Source organism: Amnibacterium soli (genome assembly GCF_039544415.1).
GTDB classification, from domain to species: Bacteria; Actinomycetota; Actinomycetes; order Actinomycetales; family Microbacteriaceae; genus Amnibacterium; species Amnibacterium soli.
The window spans coordinates 325,261-342,796 of the sequence record NZ_BAABLP010000006.1 but is presented as its reverse complement, the minus strand read 5'-3'; the positions used below and the strand labels follow the sequence as shown (position 1 = coordinate 342,796).

General features: G+C 74.6%; 15 protein-coding genes and 1 riboswitch. Of the genes, 2 read left to right on the top strand and 13 right to left on the bottom strand.

The window, feature by feature from the left end; translation table 11 throughout:
- Positions 1-23: 23 nt before the first annotated feature.
- The 4 genes from ABEA53_RS14730 to ABEA53_RS14715 form a co-directional block, all read right to left on the bottom strand.
- The gene (locus ABEA53_RS14730; RefSeq protein WP_345482038.1) at positions 24-881 is read right to left on the bottom strand and encodes an HpcH/HpaI aldolase/citrate lyase family protein; all 858 of its coding nucleotides are present in this window, start codon (positions 879-881) and stop codon (positions 24-26) included.
- Positions 882-952: 71 nt separating this feature from the next.
- Entirely contained in the window at positions 953-2,689 is a 1,737-nt protein-coding gene (locus tag ABEA53_RS14725) for an ABC1 kinase family protein (protein ID WP_345482037.1), read from the bottom strand.
- A gap of 104 nt (positions 2,690-2,793) precedes the next feature.
- Positions 2,794-4,032, bottom strand: coding sequence for an alpha-hydroxy acid oxidase (locus tag ABEA53_RS14720; protein ID WP_345482036.1), 1,239 nt, complete (start codon positions 4,030-4,032; stop codon positions 2,794-2,796).
- Positions 4,033-4,092: 60 nt separating this feature from the next.
- A complete protein-coding gene (locus ABEA53_RS14715) occupies positions 4,093-5,649 on the bottom strand; it encodes a Na+/H+ antiporter (protein WP_345482035.1) in 1,557 nt (518 codons plus the stop codon).
- Positions 5,650-5,744: 95 nt separating this feature from the next.
- On the opposite strand from ABEA53_RS14715, the gene ABEA53_RS14710 reads away from it, so the two are divergent.
- Positions 5,745-6,563, top strand: a complete 819-nt coding sequence (locus ABEA53_RS14710) for a PfkB family carbohydrate kinase (RefSeq protein ID WP_345482034.1) — start codon at positions 5,745-5,747, stop codon at positions 6,561-6,563.
- Between the two features lie 117 nt (positions 6,564-6,680).
- Here the strand turns inward: ABEA53_RS14710 and ribH are convergent, their stop codons facing one another.
- The 9 genes from ribH to ABEA53_RS14665 form a co-directional block, all read right to left on the bottom strand.
- Positions 6,681-7,157 (bottom strand): 6,7-dimethyl-8-ribityllumazine synthase, encoded by a 477-nt coding sequence (gene ribH, locus ABEA53_RS14705; protein ID WP_345482033.1) that lies wholly within the window; start codon positions 7,155-7,157, stop codon positions 6,681-6,683.
- Complete coding sequence (gene ribA, locus ABEA53_RS14700) at positions 7,154-8,428, bottom strand: GTP cyclohydrolase II (RefSeq protein ID WP_345482032.1); 1,275 nt, start codon at positions 8,426-8,428, stop codon at positions 7,154-7,156. Before ribA ends, ribH begins: the two co-directional genes overlap by 4 nt.
- Complete coding sequence (locus ABEA53_RS14695) at positions 8,428-9,054, bottom strand: riboflavin synthase (protein WP_345482030.1); 627 nt, start codon at positions 9,052-9,054, stop codon at positions 8,428-8,430. Before ABEA53_RS14695 ends, ribA begins: the two co-directional genes overlap by 1 nt.
- Positions 9,054-10,049 (bottom strand): bifunctional diaminohydroxyphosphoribosylaminopyrimidine deaminase/5-amino-6-(5-phosphoribosylamino)uracil reductase RibD, encoded by a 996-nt coding sequence (gene ribD, locus ABEA53_RS14690; RefSeq protein WP_345482102.1) that lies wholly within the window; start codon positions 10,047-10,049, stop codon positions 9,054-9,056. The genes ABEA53_RS14695 and ribD overlap by 1 nt, the downstream gene beginning before the upstream one ends.
- Positions 10,050-10,172: 123 nt before the next feature.
- Positions 10,173-10,307, bottom strand: a riboswitch (FMN riboswitch).
- Positions 10,308-10,387: 80 nt separating this feature from the next.
- Positions 10,388-11,281, bottom strand: coding sequence for an alpha/beta fold hydrolase (locus ABEA53_RS14685; protein WP_345482029.1), 894 nt, complete (start codon positions 11,279-11,281; stop codon positions 10,388-10,390).
- 41 nt (positions 11,282-11,322) lie between these two features.
- Positions 11,323-12,426: an NAD(P)/FAD-dependent oxidoreductase gene (locus tag ABEA53_RS14680; protein ID WP_345482028.1), complete on the bottom strand. Its 1,104-nt coding sequence runs from the start codon at positions 12,424-12,426 to the stop codon at positions 11,323-11,325.
- Between the two features lie 81 nt (positions 12,427-12,507).
- Positions 12,508-13,515, bottom strand: coding sequence for a tryptophan--tRNA ligase (trpS, locus tag ABEA53_RS14675; RefSeq protein WP_345482027.1), 1,008 nt, complete (start codon positions 13,513-13,515; stop codon positions 12,508-12,510).
- A gap of 47 nt (positions 13,516-13,562) precedes the next feature.
- Positions 13,563-14,405, bottom strand: coding sequence for an exodeoxyribonuclease III (locus tag ABEA53_RS14670; RefSeq protein WP_345482026.1), 843 nt, complete (start codon positions 14,403-14,405; stop codon positions 13,563-13,565).
- A 22-nt stretch (positions 14,406-14,427) separates the two neighbouring features.
- Positions 14,428-15,681 carry a YihY/virulence factor BrkB family protein gene (locus ABEA53_RS14665; RefSeq protein WP_345482025.1) on the bottom strand — a complete coding sequence of 418 codons (1,254 nt, stop codon included), beginning with the start codon at positions 15,679-15,681 and terminating at the stop codon, positions 14,428-14,430.
- A gap of 163 nt (positions 15,682-15,844) precedes the next feature.
- Between ABEA53_RS14665 and ptsP the strand changes: the two genes are divergently transcribed.
- Entirely contained in the window at positions 15,845-17,488 is a 1,644-nt protein-coding gene (ptsP, locus tag ABEA53_RS14660) for a phosphoenolpyruvate--protein phosphotransferase (protein ID WP_345482024.1), read from the top strand.
- Positions 17,489-17,536 lie beyond the last annotated feature (48 nt).

Sequence of the window (17,536 nt, the reverse complement as noted above, 5' to 3'; positions counted from 1 at the left end):
GCTCACATCCGGAAGTCCGGCGGTCAGAGCGGGTCCACCCCGAAGGCCGTCGCGAGCTTCTCGATCTTCTGCGCGCGACCCAGCCGCGGCAGGTCGCTGCCGTCGCGGATCACGCGTCCGCGGGCCTCGAAGTCGGCCAGGAAGTCCCGCGCCCAGGCCACGTCGGAGGGGGTCGGGCTGATGACCTCGTTGATCACGGGCAGCTGCCCGACGTCGAGGCAGAGCTTGCCGGTCATGCCGAGCGCGACCGTCGTCTGCGACTGCTCGCGCAGCACGCCGTGGCTCGTGCCGACGGTCGGACCGTCGATCGGACCGGGCAGGTTGCCGACGCGGCTGGCGACGACGAGCCGGGAGCGGGGGTACGCCATCGCCAGGTCGTCCGCGCTGGTGCCCGTGTCGCGGCGGTAGTCGCCGCTGCCGAACGCGAGGCGGAACGCCCCGCGGGCGCCCGCGATCGCCACGGCGGCCTCGATGCCGACCGCGGACTCGATGAGCGCCAGCACCGGCACTGCGCCGCCGAGCCGGTCGAAGGTCTCGGTGACGTGCTCCGCCGCCTCCGTCTTCGCGAGCAGCACGCCCTCGAGGCCCGGCACGCCGGCGAGCTCGGCCACGTCGTCGTTCCAGAACGGGGTCGAGCGGTCGTTGATCCGCACCCAGGCCCGGTTGCCGGCCTGCAGCCAGGCGAGGACGTCGGCGCGGGCGCCGTCCTTCTTGGCCGGGTCGACCGCGTCCTCGATGTCGAGGATGACCTGGTCGGCACGGGAGGCGCGGGCGGCGTCGAACACCTCGGGCCGCGTGCCGTTCACGAGCAGCCACGACCGGGCGATCTCGGGGTCGACCGTGCGGCGCTGCCGCCTGGCATCGGTGCCGGTGGTGCTCACGGGCGTGCTCCGTTCCGCTCGGTGCCGCCGCCGGCGGCGGGTGCGACGGTACCCGATGCCGGCCGGGCGCCTCAGCCCTGCGACGGCCTGCGGGCCGACCGGATCACGCGCTCCGCGAGCCGCAGCCGGGCGGTGGCGCTCGGCGCACCCGCCCGGCGGGCGCGGAGGGACCGGTAGCGCAGCCAGGCGGTGCCCGCGACCGCGAGCCCCGGCACGGAGAGCGAGCCGAGCTTCGGCGGCACCGCACGCGACACCAGCTCGCCCGCCGCGAGCACGAGCGCCGCCGTGAGGATGCCGTCCACCACGTTGTCCGCGATCCCGTCGGGGTCCCGGATGCGCAGGTCCGCGCCGCCCTCGCGGCGGACCTGCTGCAGCACGGCGCTGACGTCGGCGGGCAGCGTCTCCAGCAGCCGCTCCCACGCCCTGCCCGTGCGGACCGCGCGGGCCAGCGTCTCCTTCGGGTCGAGCCGCCGCCGTGCGAGGTCCAGGGCGAACGGTCGCGTGATCGCCTGCAGGTCGATGTCCGCGCCGATGTCCGCCGCGAGGCCCTGCAGCAGGGTGACGACGCGCAGCACGAGCGCGATCTCCGACGGCAGCGACAGTCCGTGGCGGTTCACGACGGCCGCCAGGCCCCGCGACACCGCGGTGAGGTCGATCGCGTCGACCCCGCCGCCGAGGTGGTCCGTGATCATCGACTCGACGTCGTCCTGCACGTCCTCGCTGCGGAGGCTGGCGGGCGCGTCCGTCATCGTCAGCAGCGCCTCGGTCGTGGCGCGCGGGTCGCCGCCGCCGACCGCCGCGATGAGGTCCTCGAGCTGCTCGCGCTTCGACGTCGTGATCCGCGCGACGTCGCCGAAGTCGAGGATCGTGATGACGCCGGGGTTCAGCAGGAAGTTCCCGGGGTGCGGGTCCGTGTGGTAGATCCCGTGCCGGAAGACCATCGTCAGGTAGATCGTCGCGGCGCGGGTGGCCAGCTCGTCCGGCGCCCAGCCCGCGTCGCGCACGCCGTTCGCGCTGTCGAGGACGTGGCCGGTCATCTCCTCCATCGTCAGCACCCCCGCCGCGGAGCGCTCGGGGTAGGCCTTCGGGATCCGCACGGCCGGGTCGTCGGCGAACATGTCGCCGAACACCTGCAGGTTCTCGAGCTCGCGGCGCAGGTCGACCGCGCCGCGCATGCTGCGGTCGAAGTCGGCGGTGATCGCGGCGAACCGGAGGCGGTGCGCAGCCGGCGAGACCGCCTCCGCCCACACCGCGAGGGCGCTGAGCAGCTCGAGGTCGTCGAGCACGCGGCGCCGCACGTCGCGGTGCAGCACCTTCACGACGACGGGGGTGCCGTCGTGCAGGGTGGCGCGGTGCACCTCGGCGACCGAGCCGGAGGCGAGGGGGACCGGGTCGAAGGCGGCGAACAGCTCGTCGACGTCCGCGCCGAGCTCCTCCCGCAGCGTCGCCTCGGCGTGCCCGGGGGCGTCGGCCGGCACCCCGGCGCGGAGGGCCGCGAGCTCCGTCGCGATGGCGGGCCCCACGATGTCGGGGCGCAGGCTCAGCAGCTGCCCGAGCTTGATGGTCGTCGTGCCGAGCTCGGTGAGCGCGCCGCGCAGGCGCTCCCCGGCCGAGGCGCTGGCGAGCGACGGGTCGATCAGGCGCTCCGCCATCGTCTGCACGATGCCGTAGCCGGGCCGTCCGGCGTTCTCGAGCTGGGCGGCGATCGCGGCGAAGCCGTACCGCCGCAGCACGTCGGCGACCTCGAAGAGGCGCCGCCGCCGGCCGACGAGCACGCCGAGCAGGTCGAGGTCCGCGTCGAGTCTCATCGTGCTGCTCCCTCGTGGGCGACCGGGACGGCCCCCAGCGGGTGCTCGTCCGTGTGCGCCGTCACCCGTCCATCCTGCCCCGCCCCCTTCCGAGGCGGGTGCGGTCAGGCGCGCGGTCGGGGGATGAGGCGCTCGAGCTGGGTGACGTGGCGGGGCTCGAGCTCCTCGAGGGAGTGGGCGCCGAGCAGCTTCATGGTGCGCACGACCTGGTCGGCGAGGATCGCGATCGTGCGGTCGACGCCGGCGCGGCCGCCGGCCATGAGGCCGTAGAGGTAGGCGCGCCCGATCAGCGTGAACTTCGCGCCGAGGGCGATGGAGGCCACGACGTCGGCGCCGTTCATGATCCCGGTGTCGACGAGCACGTCCGTGTCGCGCCCGACCTCGCGGACCACCTCCGGCAGCAGGTGGAACGGGATCGGGGCGCGGTCGAGCTGGCGGCCGCCGTGGTTGGACAGCACGATGCCGTCCACGCCGAAGTCGGCGAAGCGCTTCGCGTCCTCGACCGACTGCACGCCCTTGATCGCGAGCTTGCCGGGCCAGAGGTCGCGGATGACCTGCAGGTCCTCGAACGAGATCGTGGGGTCCATCGCCTTGTCGAGCAGGTCGCCCACCGTGCCGCCGGTGGACTGGAGGGAGGCGAACTCGAGCTTCGGGGTGGTGAGGAAGTCGATCCACCACCAGGGTCGGGGCGCGGCGTCGAGCAGCGTCCGGATCGTCAGCTGCGGCGGGATGGAGAAGCCGTTGCGCTTGTCGCGCAGGCGCGCCCCGGCGACCGGGGTGTCGACGGTGAAGAAGAGCGTCTCGTAGCCGGCCTTCGCGGCGCGCTCGACGAGCCCGTAGGAGATCTCCCGCTGGCGCATCACGTAGAGCTGGAACCAGGACCGGCCGCCGGGGTTGGCCTCCTCGACGTGCTCGATCGAGGTCGTGCCGAGGGTGGAGAGGGTGAACGGGATCCCGGCGGCGTTGGCCGCGCCGGCGCCGGCGGTCTCGCCCTCGGTCTGCATGAGCCGGGTGAACCCGGTCGGGGCGATGCCGAAGGGCAGCTTCGAGGGCTGGCCGAACACGGTGGCGGTGGTGTCCACGTGCGCGACGTCGCGCAGCACCTCGGGGTGGAACTCGACGTCCTGGAACGCCTGCCGGGCGCGGGCGATGGAGATCTCGCCCTCGGCGGATCCGTCGGTGTAGTCGAACGCGGCTTTCGGGGTGCGGCGCTTCGCGATCGTCCGCAGGTCCTCGATCGTGAGGGCCGCCTCCAGGCGCGCCTTCTTCCGGTCGAGCTGCGGCTTCTTGAACTGCAGGTGCTCGAGCACGTCGACGGGCTTCGGGAACTGGCGCTGGACCATCCGGTCAGCCTCTCGTGGGAGTCCCTCGACAGGCTGGGCGCGCCTCCCGCCTCAGGGCGGTCAGTCGTCGGCGGCGATCGGGGAGAGCCGCAGCTCCTCGATGTCCAGCCGGTCCTGCATGCGGCGCAGGATCGTGTCGTCGATGCGGCCCTCGTCGCGGAGCCGGATCACCGCCTCCCGCTTCTTCGCGATGAGCGCGCGCCGCAGCTCGCCCTCCGAGCCGTCGCCCCACGGCGGGCGGGGGCTGCCGTCGGGGCGCGGCGCGTGCATCTCCTCGTACTGGCGGCGGACCCGGTCCACGATGTCGGCGGGGGTGCCGAGGCGCTCGGCGACGGCGTCGAGGCGCCCGGCGCCGGCGTCGCTCATCGCCTGCTCCGCGAGCCGCTCCTCCTCCAGCTCGGTCGGGTCCGCGGGCATGCGCGCGAAGCGGACGACGGCCGGCAGGGTCAGGCCCTGCACCACGAGGGTCACGACGATGACCACGAGCGTGATCGCGATGAGCTCGTCCCGCGGGTAGCCGGGCACCGGCGGCAGCGCCAGCGCGGCGGCCAGCGACACGGCGCCCCGGAACCCGGCCCAGCCGGAGACGAGCCGCTGCCGCGCGGGCACCCGGAGGGTCCGCTGGATCGGCCGCCGGTCGAGCGCCCGGATCAGGTAGGGCGTGGTGTTGACCCACGCGAGGCGCACGACGATCACCACGAGCGACACCAGCAGCCCGAGGCCGAGCACCGGCCACGGGTCGCCGCCGAGCCGGTCGAGGATCCGGTGCGCCTGCAGCCCGACGAGCAGGAACAGGGCGCCGTTCAGGAGGCCGCTCGCGAGCTGCCAGAAGCCCCGCGCCTGGGCCCGCGTGCGGGCCGAGATCGTCCGGGGCGAGTAGTGGGTGAGGATCAGCCCGCAGGTGACGACCGCGACGACACCTGAGCCGTGCACCTGCTCCGCCAGCAGGTAGGCGACGAGCGGCGTGAGCACACTGACGGTGTTCTCGAGCAGCGCCTGGCCGCGCACGAGGCGCCGGGCGCCTCGGGCGAGCAGCGAGGTGACGAACCCCACGACGATGCCGCCGAGGTAGGCGCCGAGGAACAGCAGCGATCCCACGCCGAGGTCGACGTCCCGATGATCCGTGATAGCGCTGACGGCGATCGCGTAGATCGTGAGCGCCGTGCCGTCGTTGATCAGGCTCTCGGCGCGGAGGGTCGTGCGGAAGCGGCGGGGCAGCCGGCTCGTCACCGGGCCGACGGCGGTCGCGTCGGTCGGGGCGACGATCGCCCCGAGCGCGATGGCGACGGGCCAGCTCAGGGCCGCCAGGCTCCCGACTCCGGCGACCGCCGCCGCGGTGACGATGACGAGCGGGATCGCCGACATCAGCACGACCCGGAGGTTGCGGCGCAGCTCCCGCACCGAGGTGTTGATCGACTCCCAGTACAGGAGCGCGGGCAGGAAGAGGAACAGCACGAGGTCGGGCGGTAGCACGACCCGGCCGAGCACGGGCACGTAGCCGAGCACCACGCCGAGCGCGAGCAGCACGAGCGGCGCGGGCAGCCGCGTCCGCCAGGCGATGCCGCCGCCGACGAACAGCGCGACGCCGATGAGGGTGGCGGTCTCGAGTCCCTCCATGCACAGCATTCTCCTCGCATCCGTCAAGCCCGTCCGCAGCGTTCCCGGCCACCGCGGGCGTCCGCCTCCCTGCGCCGTCCTGCCACCATGGAGGCGTGGCGGACGTGTGGGTGCTCGGGTCGTTGAACGTCGACGTGGTCGTGCGGGTCGCGCGGCACCCGTCGCCGGGGGAGACGCTGATCGGGGGCGACCCGGAGCTCGCGTTCGGCGGCAAGGGCGCGAACCAGGCGGTCGCGGCGGCGGTCGCGGGCGCCCGGGTCCGCATGGTCGGCGCGGTGGGCGACGACGCGGAGGGGCGCGACTACCGGGAGCGGCTGCAGTCGTTCGGCATCGACACGGGCGCGGTCCGCTCGGTGCCCGGGCCGACCGGGCGGGCCTTCATCGCCGTGGCGGACGACGGCGAGAACACGATCATCGTGTCGCCGGGCGCGAACGCCGCGGTCGGGGAGCAGGACCTCGCCGCGCTCGACGGGCTCGCGGCCGGCGACGTGCTGCTGCTGCAGCTGGAGGTCGACCTCGGCGTCGTGGCGGCGGCCGCCAAGCGGGCGACGGCGGCGGGCGCGCGCGTCGTGCTGAACACGGCCCCGTACGCGGACCTGCCGGCGGACGTGCTCGCCCTCGGCGCCCCGGTCGTCGCGAACGAGACGGAGGCGGCCCTGCTCGCCGCCGCGGGCGGGAGCCCGGTCGAGCTGCTGATCACCCGCGGTGAGCACGGCTCGACGTGGGGCGACCTCGCGGTGCCGGCCGACCGGGTCGAGCGGGTCGTCGACACGACCGGTGCGGGTGACACGTTCTGCGGCGCGCTCGCCGCGGCCCTGGCGGCGGGCGAGGAGCGCGAGCCCGCGATGCGCGCCGCCGCGGCGGCCGCGGCCCGCGCCGTCGAGCGCATGGGGGCCCAGCCCGACCCCTCCTGACGCCCGCAGCCGCCCACGTCAGGCGCGCGCATCGCAGTTGCGCGCCCGAGTCCCAGTTGCGCGCAAGCGCTCGCGCGCAACTGGGACCGGAGCGCGCAACTGGGCGCGCCTCGCCGATCAGGCGGCGCGGATCGTCCGGAGGGTCAGGGCCGTCGAGATGGCGGCGCTCGCCGCCTCCGCGCCCTTGTCCTCCTTCGAGCCCGGGAGGCCCGCGCGGTCGATGCCCTGCTGCTCGTCGTCGAGGGTGAGCAGCCCGAACCCGACCGGCTTGCCGGTGTCGAGCGCGACCCGGGTCAGCCCGTCCGTGGCGGCGCTGGAGACGTACTCGAAGTGCGGGGTGCCGCCGCGGATGATCACGCCCAGAGCGACCACGGCGTCCGCGCCCGCCTGCAGGGCCGCCTTCGCGACGACGGGCAGCTCGAAGCTGCCGGGCACCGGCCACTCGACCGCGTCGGCGCCGGCCTCGGCGATCGTGCGGCGCGCACCGGCCAGCAGGCCGTCGGCGATCCGCGTGTGCCACGTGCCGTGCACGATGGCGATCGTCAGCCCGGTGCCGTCCAGCCGCTGCTCGTCGGGTCGTCCTTCGCCGCTCATCCGGCTCTCCGCTTCGTGTCCTCGACCGCGCGCGGTCGATCGATCAGGTGGCCCATCCGCTCGCGCTTCGTGTCGAGGTAGCGCTGGTTCGCCGCGCCCACCCCGACCACGAGCGGCTCGCGCTCGGCGACGCGCACGCCGTGCGCCTCGAGCTGCGCGATCTTGTCCGGGTTGTTGGTGAGCAGCCGCACCCCGTCGAAGCCGAGGTCCGCGAGGATCGCGGCCGCGGCCCCGTACTCGCGGGCGTCGACCGGCAGGCCGAGCGCCAGGTTCGCGTCGAGCGTGTCGAGCCCGTCCTCCTGCAGCCGGTACGCGCGCAGCTTGTCGATCAGGCCGATGCCGCGCCCCTCCTGGCCCCGGAGGTAGACGACCGCGCCGCCCTCGGCCTGCACGCGGTCCAGCGCCGCGTCGAGCTGCGGACCGCACTCGCACTGCGCGGAGCCGAACGCCTCGCCGGTCAGGCACTCGGAGTGCACGCGCACGAGCGGTGCGCGCGACGCGTCGCCGTCCGCGACGAGGGCGACGTGCTCGTCGCCGGTCAGCAGGTCGCGGTACGCGCGGGTCCGGAACGTGCCGTGGGCGGTGCGGAGGTTCGTCTCGACCTCGAAGCGCACCCGGGCCGCGGGCGTCGGCACGGTGATCGCCGCGGCGTCGCACTCGAGCGGGTGGGCGTCGAGGTGCGCGCGGATCGCGGCCACCGTCGTGACCGGCACGCCCTCGCGCTCGCCGAGCGCGATCAGGCCCGGGAGGCGGGTCATCGTGCCGTCGGGGGAGGCGATCTCCGCGATCGCTGCGACGGGCACCAGGCCGGCCAGCTTCATCAGGTCGACGGAGGCCTCGGTGTGGCCTCCCCGCTCCCGCACCCCGCCGTCCACCGCGCGCAGCGGCAGCACGTGCCCCGGCCGGTTCAGCAGCACGGGCGTCGCATCGGGATCGGCGAGCACGTTCAGCGTGCGGGCGCGGTCCGCGGCGCTGATGCCGGTCGACAGGCGGTCCGCCGAGTCGACGCTCACGGTGTACGCGGTGCCCCGCGGGTCCTGGTTGTCGCGGACCATCAGCGGCAGGTCGAGCCGGTCCGCGATGGCGTTCGTCATCGGCGCGCAGATGAAGCCCGACGAGTTGTTCACGATCCACGTGATCGACTCGGGCGTCGCGAGCTCGGCCGACACGATCGCGTCGCCCTCGTTCTCCCGCGTCTCGTCGTCCGCGACGATCACGACGCGCCCTGCTCGGAGCGCCTCGACGACCTCCTCCACCGGTGCCAGCGGCATCACGCCACCCCTTCCTTCGCCGGCGCGAGGGCCAGCATGCGGGCGACGTGGCGCGCGAGCACGTCCGTCTCCAGGTTCACGCGGGCGCCCGCGGCGAGCCCGCCGAGGGTCGTCGCGGTGAGCGTCTCCGGGATCAGGCTGACCTCGAACCAGTGGCCCGCGTCGTCGCGCCCGACGGTGGAGACCGTCAGCGACGTGCCGGCGACGGCGATGGAGCCCTTGTCGACGACCAGCGGTGCCAGGTCGTCGGGCAGCGAGAACCGCAGCACGCGCCACGACCCCTCGTCGCGCACCTGCAGCAGCGTGCTCACGCCGTCGACGTGGCCCTGCACGATGTGGCCGCCGAGGCGGTCGCCGACCTTCGCCGCGCGCTCCAGGTTCACCTCGTCCTGCTCGCCCAGGTCGCCGATGGCGCTCACGGCGAGGGTCTGGCCCATGACGTCCGCCGTGAAGCGGCCGCCGCCGAACTCGACGACGGTCAGGCAGACGCCGCTGACGGCGATGGAGTCGCCGTGCCGGGCGTCCTCCGTGACGCGGGGCGCGTTGATCGTCAGCCGCGCGCCGCCGTCGGCGGTCCGCTCCCAGCGGGTGATCCGACCCCGCTCCTCGATGATCCCGGTGAACATCAGTCCCTCTCCGCGGGTCGGGCGACGACCAGCAGGTCCTCGCCGAGTCGGTGCACCTCGCGCACGTGCAGGCGCCGCTGATCCGCGATCGTCGCCACGCCGAGGTCGAGCGTCGCCGTCCGGTCGCCGCCCAGGAGCGTCGGGGCGAGGTAGACGAGCAGCTCGTCGACGAGGCCCGCCGCGAGCCAGGCCGACACCAGCGTCGGCCCGCCCTCGAGGAAGGCGCTGCGGGCGCCGGTCTCCGCGATCGCGACGAGGGTGGCGTGCGGGTCGTGCGCGCGCACGGACAGCAGGGGTCGGGGGTGCGCGTGCACGGCGGCGCCCGCCGCGGGCTGGTGGTGCCCGACGACGACCGGCACGGGCTGGTGGGGGAGGAGGGCGCCGGTCCCGTCCCGCGCGGTCAGCGCCGGGTCGTCCGCGCGCACCGTGCCGCTGCCGACGACGATCGCGCCGTGCTCGGCCCGCCGGCGGTGGACGTCCGCCCGCGCCTCCGGTCCGGTGATCCAGCGGCTGCTGCCGTCCGACGCCGCGATCCGGCCGTCGAGGCTCGAGGCCCACTTCGCCGTGACCCACGGCCGCCCCAGCCGCACGGACGCCGACCAGCGCTCGTTGAGCGCGGCCGCCTCCTCCGCGAGCACGCCGGCGTGCACCTCGATCCCCGCGTCGCGGAGCCGCGCGGCACCGCCCGCAGCGAGCGGGTTGGGGTCGGACTGCGCGAACACCACGCGTGCGACGCCCGCAGCGATCAGCGCCTCGGAGCACGGGCCGGTGCGCCCGGTGTGGTCGCACGGCTCCAGGGTCACGACCGCCGTCGCACCCGCCGCGGCGCCCTCCGGCACCTTCGACAGGGCGTCCGCCTCCGCGTGCGCGCTGCCCGCGCCGCGGTGCCGGCCCTCGGCGAGCAGCTCGCCGCCGGGGCCGAGCAGCACGCAGCCGACCTGCGGGTTCGCGCCGCCGGCGGGCCCGAGCCGCGCCAGCTCGAGGGCGCGCCGCATCGCGCGCACGACGTGCGCGTCGGTGGTGAGCGCTGCGGAGGCCACGCCGGTCCTTCCCTCGTCCGGGTACTCCGGGGGGTCGCGGAACAGCGCCGCCGGGCGCACCGCTCGCGCGGGACGCCCCTCGTGCTTCTCTCATCCAGACTGTGACTGTCGGTTCCGGAGTTCCACCGGATCGGCCCGCGTCGCCGGTGAGGGCGATGCGGGTTCGCGGACTTTGACCGCCGGTTCGGACTTCCACCGACCCCGGAGCACGTGTTGCAACCCGCAGTGTAGCGCCGCGGGTCGATGCGCCTGCATGGTCCGCGTCACGCCGGGTCACGGCCGGGCACGCCCCGTCAGGGCACGGCGTCGAGCACCGCGAGCACGACGTCCGGCCGCTCCGCGAGCGCGAAGTGCCCGGCGTCCTCCACCCGCGTCTCGGCGAAGTCCGGCAGCACCGCGGCGAACCACGCCGCGTCGCGGCCGCCGACGAACACGTCCTGCCGTCCGCGCACCGAGCGCACCGGGCAGCGGATCGCGTCCCAGCGCGGCAGCGGGCGCCGCAGGGTCGACCGCGTCGCGCGGACGAACGCCGCCGGGCGCACCTCCTCGCCGAACGCCTGCAGCACCTCGGGGTCGGTGCCCCGGCGGTCCGCGAGCAGCGGGGCGGCGAGGCGCCCGAGCAGCCCGATGCGCCCCACGAGGCGGAGGAGCGGGCGGCCGCCGCCCGGCAGCGCGGCGAGCACGCGCATCGCCAGCAGCATCCCGGCGAACCACGGCAGCCGGCGCCCGGCGCGGAGGGGGTGCCGGATCGTGTCGAGGACCGCGGGGCCCGTGGGCGACACGAGCACCACGGCCTCGGTGGCCTCCGGGCGCTGCGCCGCGAGCGCGAGGGCGACCATGCCGCCCAGGGAGTGACCGACGACGGTCCAGCGCTCGGCGCCGGCGCTCGCCGCGACGGCGGCGACCGCCTCCGCAGCGGCGGCCGCGTCCATCGGCCGGAGCGGGTCGGGGCTCTCGCCCCAGCCGGGCAGGTCGACCGCGATCGCATCCGTCAACGGGCGCCCTGCCGCCGCCGCGGCGCGCAGCACCGGCAGCCAGCCCCGCCACGAGCCCGCGGCCCCGTGGACGAGCAGCACGACCCGGCCGTCGCGCGGCTGGCCGACCCGGGCGACGACGGGGCCGACGGGCGTCTCGACGACCGTGCGGCGCAGGCCGAGCGCGCGCTCCTCCTCCGACGCGTCCTGCACGGCAGGGGTTCGTGGCGGGCCGGCCGCGCGCTCGCTTCCGGTCAGAACCGGTCGGGCGTCAGCTGCGCCAGCACGCCGTCGAGGCCCGCCAGATCGTGGTCGACGCCGAGCAGGTCGGCCGCGACCACCTGCGCGAGCGCGGCGGAGGTCTGGATGCCGTAGCCGCCCTGGCCCGCGAGCCAGTAGAAGCCCGGGACCTCGCCGTCGTACCCGACGACCGGGTTCGCGTCCGGCGCGAGGGTGCGGAGGCCCGTCCAGGTCGTGATCGGCGTGCCGAGCGCGAGGTCGGTGACCGCGTTCACCCGCTCGAGCACGGTGCGCACCACCTCCGGGTACGGCCGAGCGTCCTCCGGCTCGCTCGCGACGTCCTCGAGGGCGGAGGCGAGCACCGCCTCGCCGCGGGGACGGAAGTAGAAGCGGTCGGCGACGTCGGCCGCCATCGGCCAACTCGGGTCCACCTGCCGTGCGGCGGGCGCGACGGCGACCGTGCGGCGCTTCGGCGTGAGCCCCCGGGGGCGCGCACCGGCGAGCGCGGCGACGCGGTCGACCCAGGCGCCCGCGGCGTCGACGACGACGGGCGCCTCGACGGTCTCGGCGCCGGCCGTCAGCCGCCAGTCGTCGCCCACCCGCTCCGCGGCGGAGACCCGGGCGCCCGGCACGATCCGCGTCCCGCTCGCCACCGCGTCGGCGCGGTACCACTCGAGCAGGGTCGGCACGTCGACCTCGACGGCGGAGGCGTCGACGGCCGCGTCGGCCAGCTGGTCGCGGTCGAGCGCCGGCAGCATGCGGACCGCCTCGTCCGCGCCGATCGGGGTGAGGCCCGGCACCGTCGCGAGCAGCTCGTCGAACCGGTCGCGGGTCCGCTCGTAGTGCAGCCACAGCAGGGGGCGGGGCACGTAGACCGACAGGCCGGCGCGCGCGGCGCGCGCCTCCACCATCGGGATCGACGCCGTGGTGAGCGCACGGACCGGAGCCGGCCCGTAGGTCGGCTGCATCTGCTGCGCGGAGCGGCTCGACGTGTGGTGGAACAGCTCGGGCTCGGCCTCGATCACGACGACCGAGGCGCGGCCGGCGATCGCGGCGGCGAGGGACAGCCCCGCGATGCCGCCGCCGATGATCGCGATGTCGGCCGTCTGCGTGCTCATGCCGTCCTGTCTATCGGACCCGTGTCACCGGCTCGTTTCGTCGTCCAGGAGGAGCAGCGGCTCCTCCTGGACGACGAGGAGTCACAGGGAGGGGTAGAGGCCGACCCGCTCGTGGACGGTCGCGATCTTCGCCGTCGCCAGCTCGTTCGCCCGCTCGGCGCTGCGCGCGAGGATCCGGTCCACCTCCGCCGGGTCCGCCTGCAGCTCGATCGTGCGCTCGCGGATCGGCGCGAACTCGGCCACCACCGCGTCGGCGACATCGCGCTTGAAGTCGCCGTAGCCGCGGCCCTCGTACTCCGCCTCCAGGGACTCGATGGTCGTCCCGCGCATCGCCGACAGGATCGCGAGCAGGTTCGAGACCCCGGGCTTCTCGCCCCGGTCGAACCGCACCTCGCGGCCCGTGTCGGTCACGGCGGAGCGGATCTTCTTCGCCACGGCGGTGGGCTCGTCGAGCATCCACACGATGCCGGCGTCGGTCGCCGCGGACTTGCTCATCTTCCCGGTCGGCGTCTGCAGGTCGTAGATCCGGGCGGTCTCCTGCTGGATGCGCGGCTTCGGCACGACGAACGTGTCGCCGAAGCGGCTGTTGAACCGCTGCGCCAGGTCGCGGGCGAGCTCCACGTGCTGCTTCTGGTCGTCGCCGACCGGCACCAGCTCCGTGTCGTACAGCAGGATGTCCGCCGCCATCAGGATCGGGTAGGTGAACAGGCCGACGCTCGCCGCGTCGGCGCCCTGCCGCGCGGACTTGTCCTTGAACTGCGTCATCCGGCTCGCCTCGCCGAAGCCGGTGATGGAGTTCAGCACCCAGGCGAGCTGCGCGTGGCCCGGCACCTGCGACTGCACGAACATCGTCGAGCGCTCGGGGTCGATGCCCGCGGCGATGTACTGCACGGCGAGCGTGCGGGTCGCCTCGCGCAGTCCCTTCGGGTCCTGCGGCACGGTGATCGCGTGCAGGTCGACGATGCAGAAGATCGCGTCGAAGTCGTCCTGCATCCCCTTCCACTGCTGGATCGCGCCGATGTAGTTGCCGATGTGGAGGGAGTCGGCGGACGGCTGGATGCCGGAGAAGATGCGGGGCTTGGCGCTCATGCGGAAGTTCCTGACGTGAGAGAAGAAGAAGAAGGGGGGAGCGGCGCTCAGGCGCCGATGCGGTAGTCGACGACCACGGGGGTGTGGTCCGACCATCGCTCGTCCCGGGTCGCCGCCCGGTCCACAGCGCACGCGTCGACGCGCTCCGCGAGGGCGGGGGAGGCCAGGTGGTAGTCGATCCGCCACCCGGCGTCGTTCGCGAACGTCTGCCCGCGCCACGACCACCAGGTGTACGGCCCCTGCACCTCGCCGGCCGCGCGGCGGCCGACGTCGACCCAGCCGAGACCGCCGCCCGCGTTGTAGTCGGGCTCGCCCTCGGCGCCGACGAAGCGGTCCCAGTAGGCGCGCTCCTCGGGCAGGAAGCCCGAGTTCTTGAGGTTGCCCTTCCAGTTCTTGATGTCGAGGCTGCGGTGCGCGACGTTGAGGTCGCCGACGACGACGGCGAGCGGGTTGTGCAGGACCAGCTCGGGCAGCCGCGCCTCCATCGCGTCGAGGAACCGGAACTTCTCGTCCTGCTTCGGGCTGCCGACCTCGCCCGAGTGCACGTAGGCCGAGACGACGGTCAGGATCTCGCCGCCGACCGAGTAGTCCGCCTCCAGCCACCGGCCGGCGGTGTCGAAGTCCTCGTCGCCGATCGTCACGCGGTGGATCGAGGCCTTCCCGCGCGACGCGATCGCGACGCCGGCACGGCCCTTGGCGGTGGCGGCGTCGTGCAGCACGTTCCACTCGGGGCCGAGCAGGCCCTCGAGGTCGTCGGTGGAGGCGCGCACCTCCTGCAGCGCCAGGATGTCGACGCCCCGGCCGTCGAGCCACGCGGGCATGCCCTTGCGGAACGCCGCCCGGACCCCGTTCACGTTGACGGTCGCGACCCTCACCGTCTGCTGCGCCATGGTCGTCAAGCCTAGGACGCGCCTACTCGGCCTTCCGCTCCGCCTGCTCCACCTGCTGCGCGTCCGGGTCGGGGTCGTCCGTCCGCTCCTGCGCCTGCTTGAACTCGGCGACGGTCGGCACCTCCTCGCGGCGCTGCGCCTCCGCCCGCACCTCGCGATCGAGCTCGCGCACCAGGCGCCAGCGCCGCAGCCCGCTCGACTCGCGGATCCGCTGCTCGAGCGCCTCCTGGTTCGCCTTCGCGACCAGCCGCCGGGCGTCCTCGAGCTGCTCGGCCTGCTCCTGCTCCTCGACGTCGGGGGAGAGCGAGCGCGGGTCGATGCCCGCGTCCTCCATGCCGACGTCGACCCAGGAGGCGGAGATCAGGATCACCTGGCAGACGAAGTTGAAGTAGAGCAGCACCCCGACGAGGGTCGCGAAGGCGCCGATGATCGGGTTGCTGGAGGCGCCGCCGAGCAGCGACGTGCCGACGGTCTGCAGGACCGCGAGGCCGACGCCGCCGATCAGCGCGCCGACGAGCAGGCGGCGGATCGGGATCGAGATGCCGGACAGCACGCGGAAGGCGCCCATCAGGATCGACGTGTCGATCAGCACGAGCACGACGATGGAGACGGCGCGCGTCGCGAGCTGCTGCAGGACGGTGGCGTGCCCGAGCCCGAGCAGGCCGAACACGAGGTCGAGCGCGGTGTTGCTCACCACGCTGATGACGGCCGTGAGCAGCACGACGGCGCCGAACGCGAAGGTCAGGCCCAGGTCCTTGAGTTTCAGCACGATCGGGTTCGCGACCGGGTTCGGCAGGTCGAACATGATCCGGATCGCGGTGCGCAGCGTGCCGAGGAAGCCGACGGCCGTGAAGAGCACGCCGACGAGCGCGATCGCCCCGCTCCAGCTCAGCGCCGACGTGTTCAGCAGCGTCTTGGCCGGGATCGCGCCCGCCGTGTCGCCGTACTCGATCAGCCGCGGGATCAGCTGGTTGATCGCGGAGAACACGGAGGACTGCAGGGCCGGGTCGTTCTTGACGACGAACCCGGCGACGGAGAACGCGAACCACAGGCCGGCGAACAGGGCGAAGATCGCCTGGTACGTCATGCCGGAGGCGATGAGCGGGCCGTTGTCGCCGGTGTAGTGGAAGAAGACGCGCACCGGTCGCAGCGCGAGCACCCGGTCGATCAGCGCGGGGATCCCCGTCTTCCGCTGCGCGGGGTCGGGCTTCGCGCCGGAGGCGGTCACGACGACCTCGTCGTCGCGCACGCCCTGGTCGCGGCTGAGGAGCGCCATGCCGGGAAGGTACCGAGCGGCGCCCGCGCAGGGGATGGGAGCGCGCCGGGCGCCCGCGTCCGGGCCGATGCCTGAACCCCTCCTGGTCGTCCCCTGCGACCCCGGCAATACACTGCAGTGCCGGCCGGCCGTCGGCGACTTCGAAGAGGAACGAGGAGGCCCCGTGCGGCTGTCAGGGATCGGCGTCGGCAGGGCTCTCGCGACCGGGCCGGTGCGCCGGATGCCCGATCCGCTGCCGGAGCCGTCGGAGGCGGAGTCGCCCGCCGACACCGACGCCGAGGTCGCCCGCACCCGCAGCGCGCTTCAGCAGGTCGCCGCGGAGCTCACGGAGCGCGGCGCCCGCGCCGGCGGCGCCGCCAAGGACGTGCTCGACGCGCAGGCGCTGATGGCCGAGGACCCGACCCTCGTCGACGACGTCATCGCCCGCATCGGCCAGGGCCGCACCGGCCAGCGCGCCGTGCACGAGGCGTTCCTCGAGTTCCAGGTGATGCTCGTCGGCCTCGGCGGCTACATGGCCGAGCGCGCGACCGACCTCGGCGACGTGGCGCAGCGCGTCATCGCCCGCCTCACCGGCGTGCCCGCCCCCGGCGTGCCCGAGTCGGAGACGCCCTTCGTGCTCGTCGCCCGCGACCTCGCGCCCGCCGACACGGCGCTGCTCGACCTCGACAAGGTGCTCGCGCTCATCACCCGCGACGGCGGCCCGACCTCGCACACCGCGATCCTCGCCCGCTCGCGCTCCATCCCCGCGATCGTCGGCGTGACCGACGCCGACTCCCTCCGCGACGGCCAGACCGTCGTGGTCGACGCCGGCGCGGGCGCCGTGGAGGTGGACCCGGACGAGGAGACCGTGGCGGCGACGCTGCGCACGATCGAGGAGCGCCGGGCGGCCGCGAACGCGCCGATCACGCCGGGTGCGCTCGCCGACGGCACGAAGGTGCAGCTGCTCGCCAACATCGGCGGCGTGAAGGACACGGCGAAGGCCGTCGAGCTCGGCGCCGAGGGCGTCGGGCTGTTCCGCACCGAGTTCCTGTTCCTCGACTCGAAGTCGGCGCCGACCGTGCAGCAGCAGAAGGAGCAGTACGCCGCGGTGCTGAAGGCCTTCCCCGGCAAGAAGGTCGTCGTGCGCGCGCTCGACGCCGGCGCGGACAAGCCCTTGTCCTTCCTCAACGACAGCGAGGAGGAGAACCCGGCGCTCGGCCTGCGCGGCCTGCGGGTGCTCCGCACGCACGAGGACATCCTCCGCGAGCAGCTGACCGCCCTCGCCGAGGCGGCCGCCGAGACGGAGGCGGAACTCTGGGTGATGGCGCCGATGGTGTCGGAGCCGGAGGAGTCGGAGTACTTCACCGCCCTCGCCCGCGAGCTCGGCATCAAGGTCCCCGGCGTCATGGTCGAGGTGCCCTCCGCCGCGCTGCTGGCGTCGCAGATCCTGAAGTCGGCGGACTTCGTCTCGATCGGCACGAACGACCTGACGCAGTACACGCTGGCCGCCGACCGCCTGCTCGGCACGGTCGCGGCGTTCCAGGACCCGTGGCACCCCGCGGTGCTGAAGCTCGTCGCGGAGGTCGGCAGGGCGGGCGCCGCGGCCGGCAAGAGCGTCGGCATCTGCGGCGAGGCCGCGGCGGACCCGGCGCTCGCCGTGGTGCTCGTCGGTCTTGGCGCGAAGAGCCTCTCGATGACGCCGGCCGCCCTCGCGGACGTGCGCGCCGAGCTGCTCACCGTCACGCTCGAGCAGGCGCAGGCCCGCGCCGCGGCTGCCCTCACCGCGGGCAGCGCCGCGGCCGCCCGAGCCGCCGCCGCCACCGCCTGACCTCGTCGCTCACGCTTCGTGCCGCACGGACACCGTCCGTGCGGCACG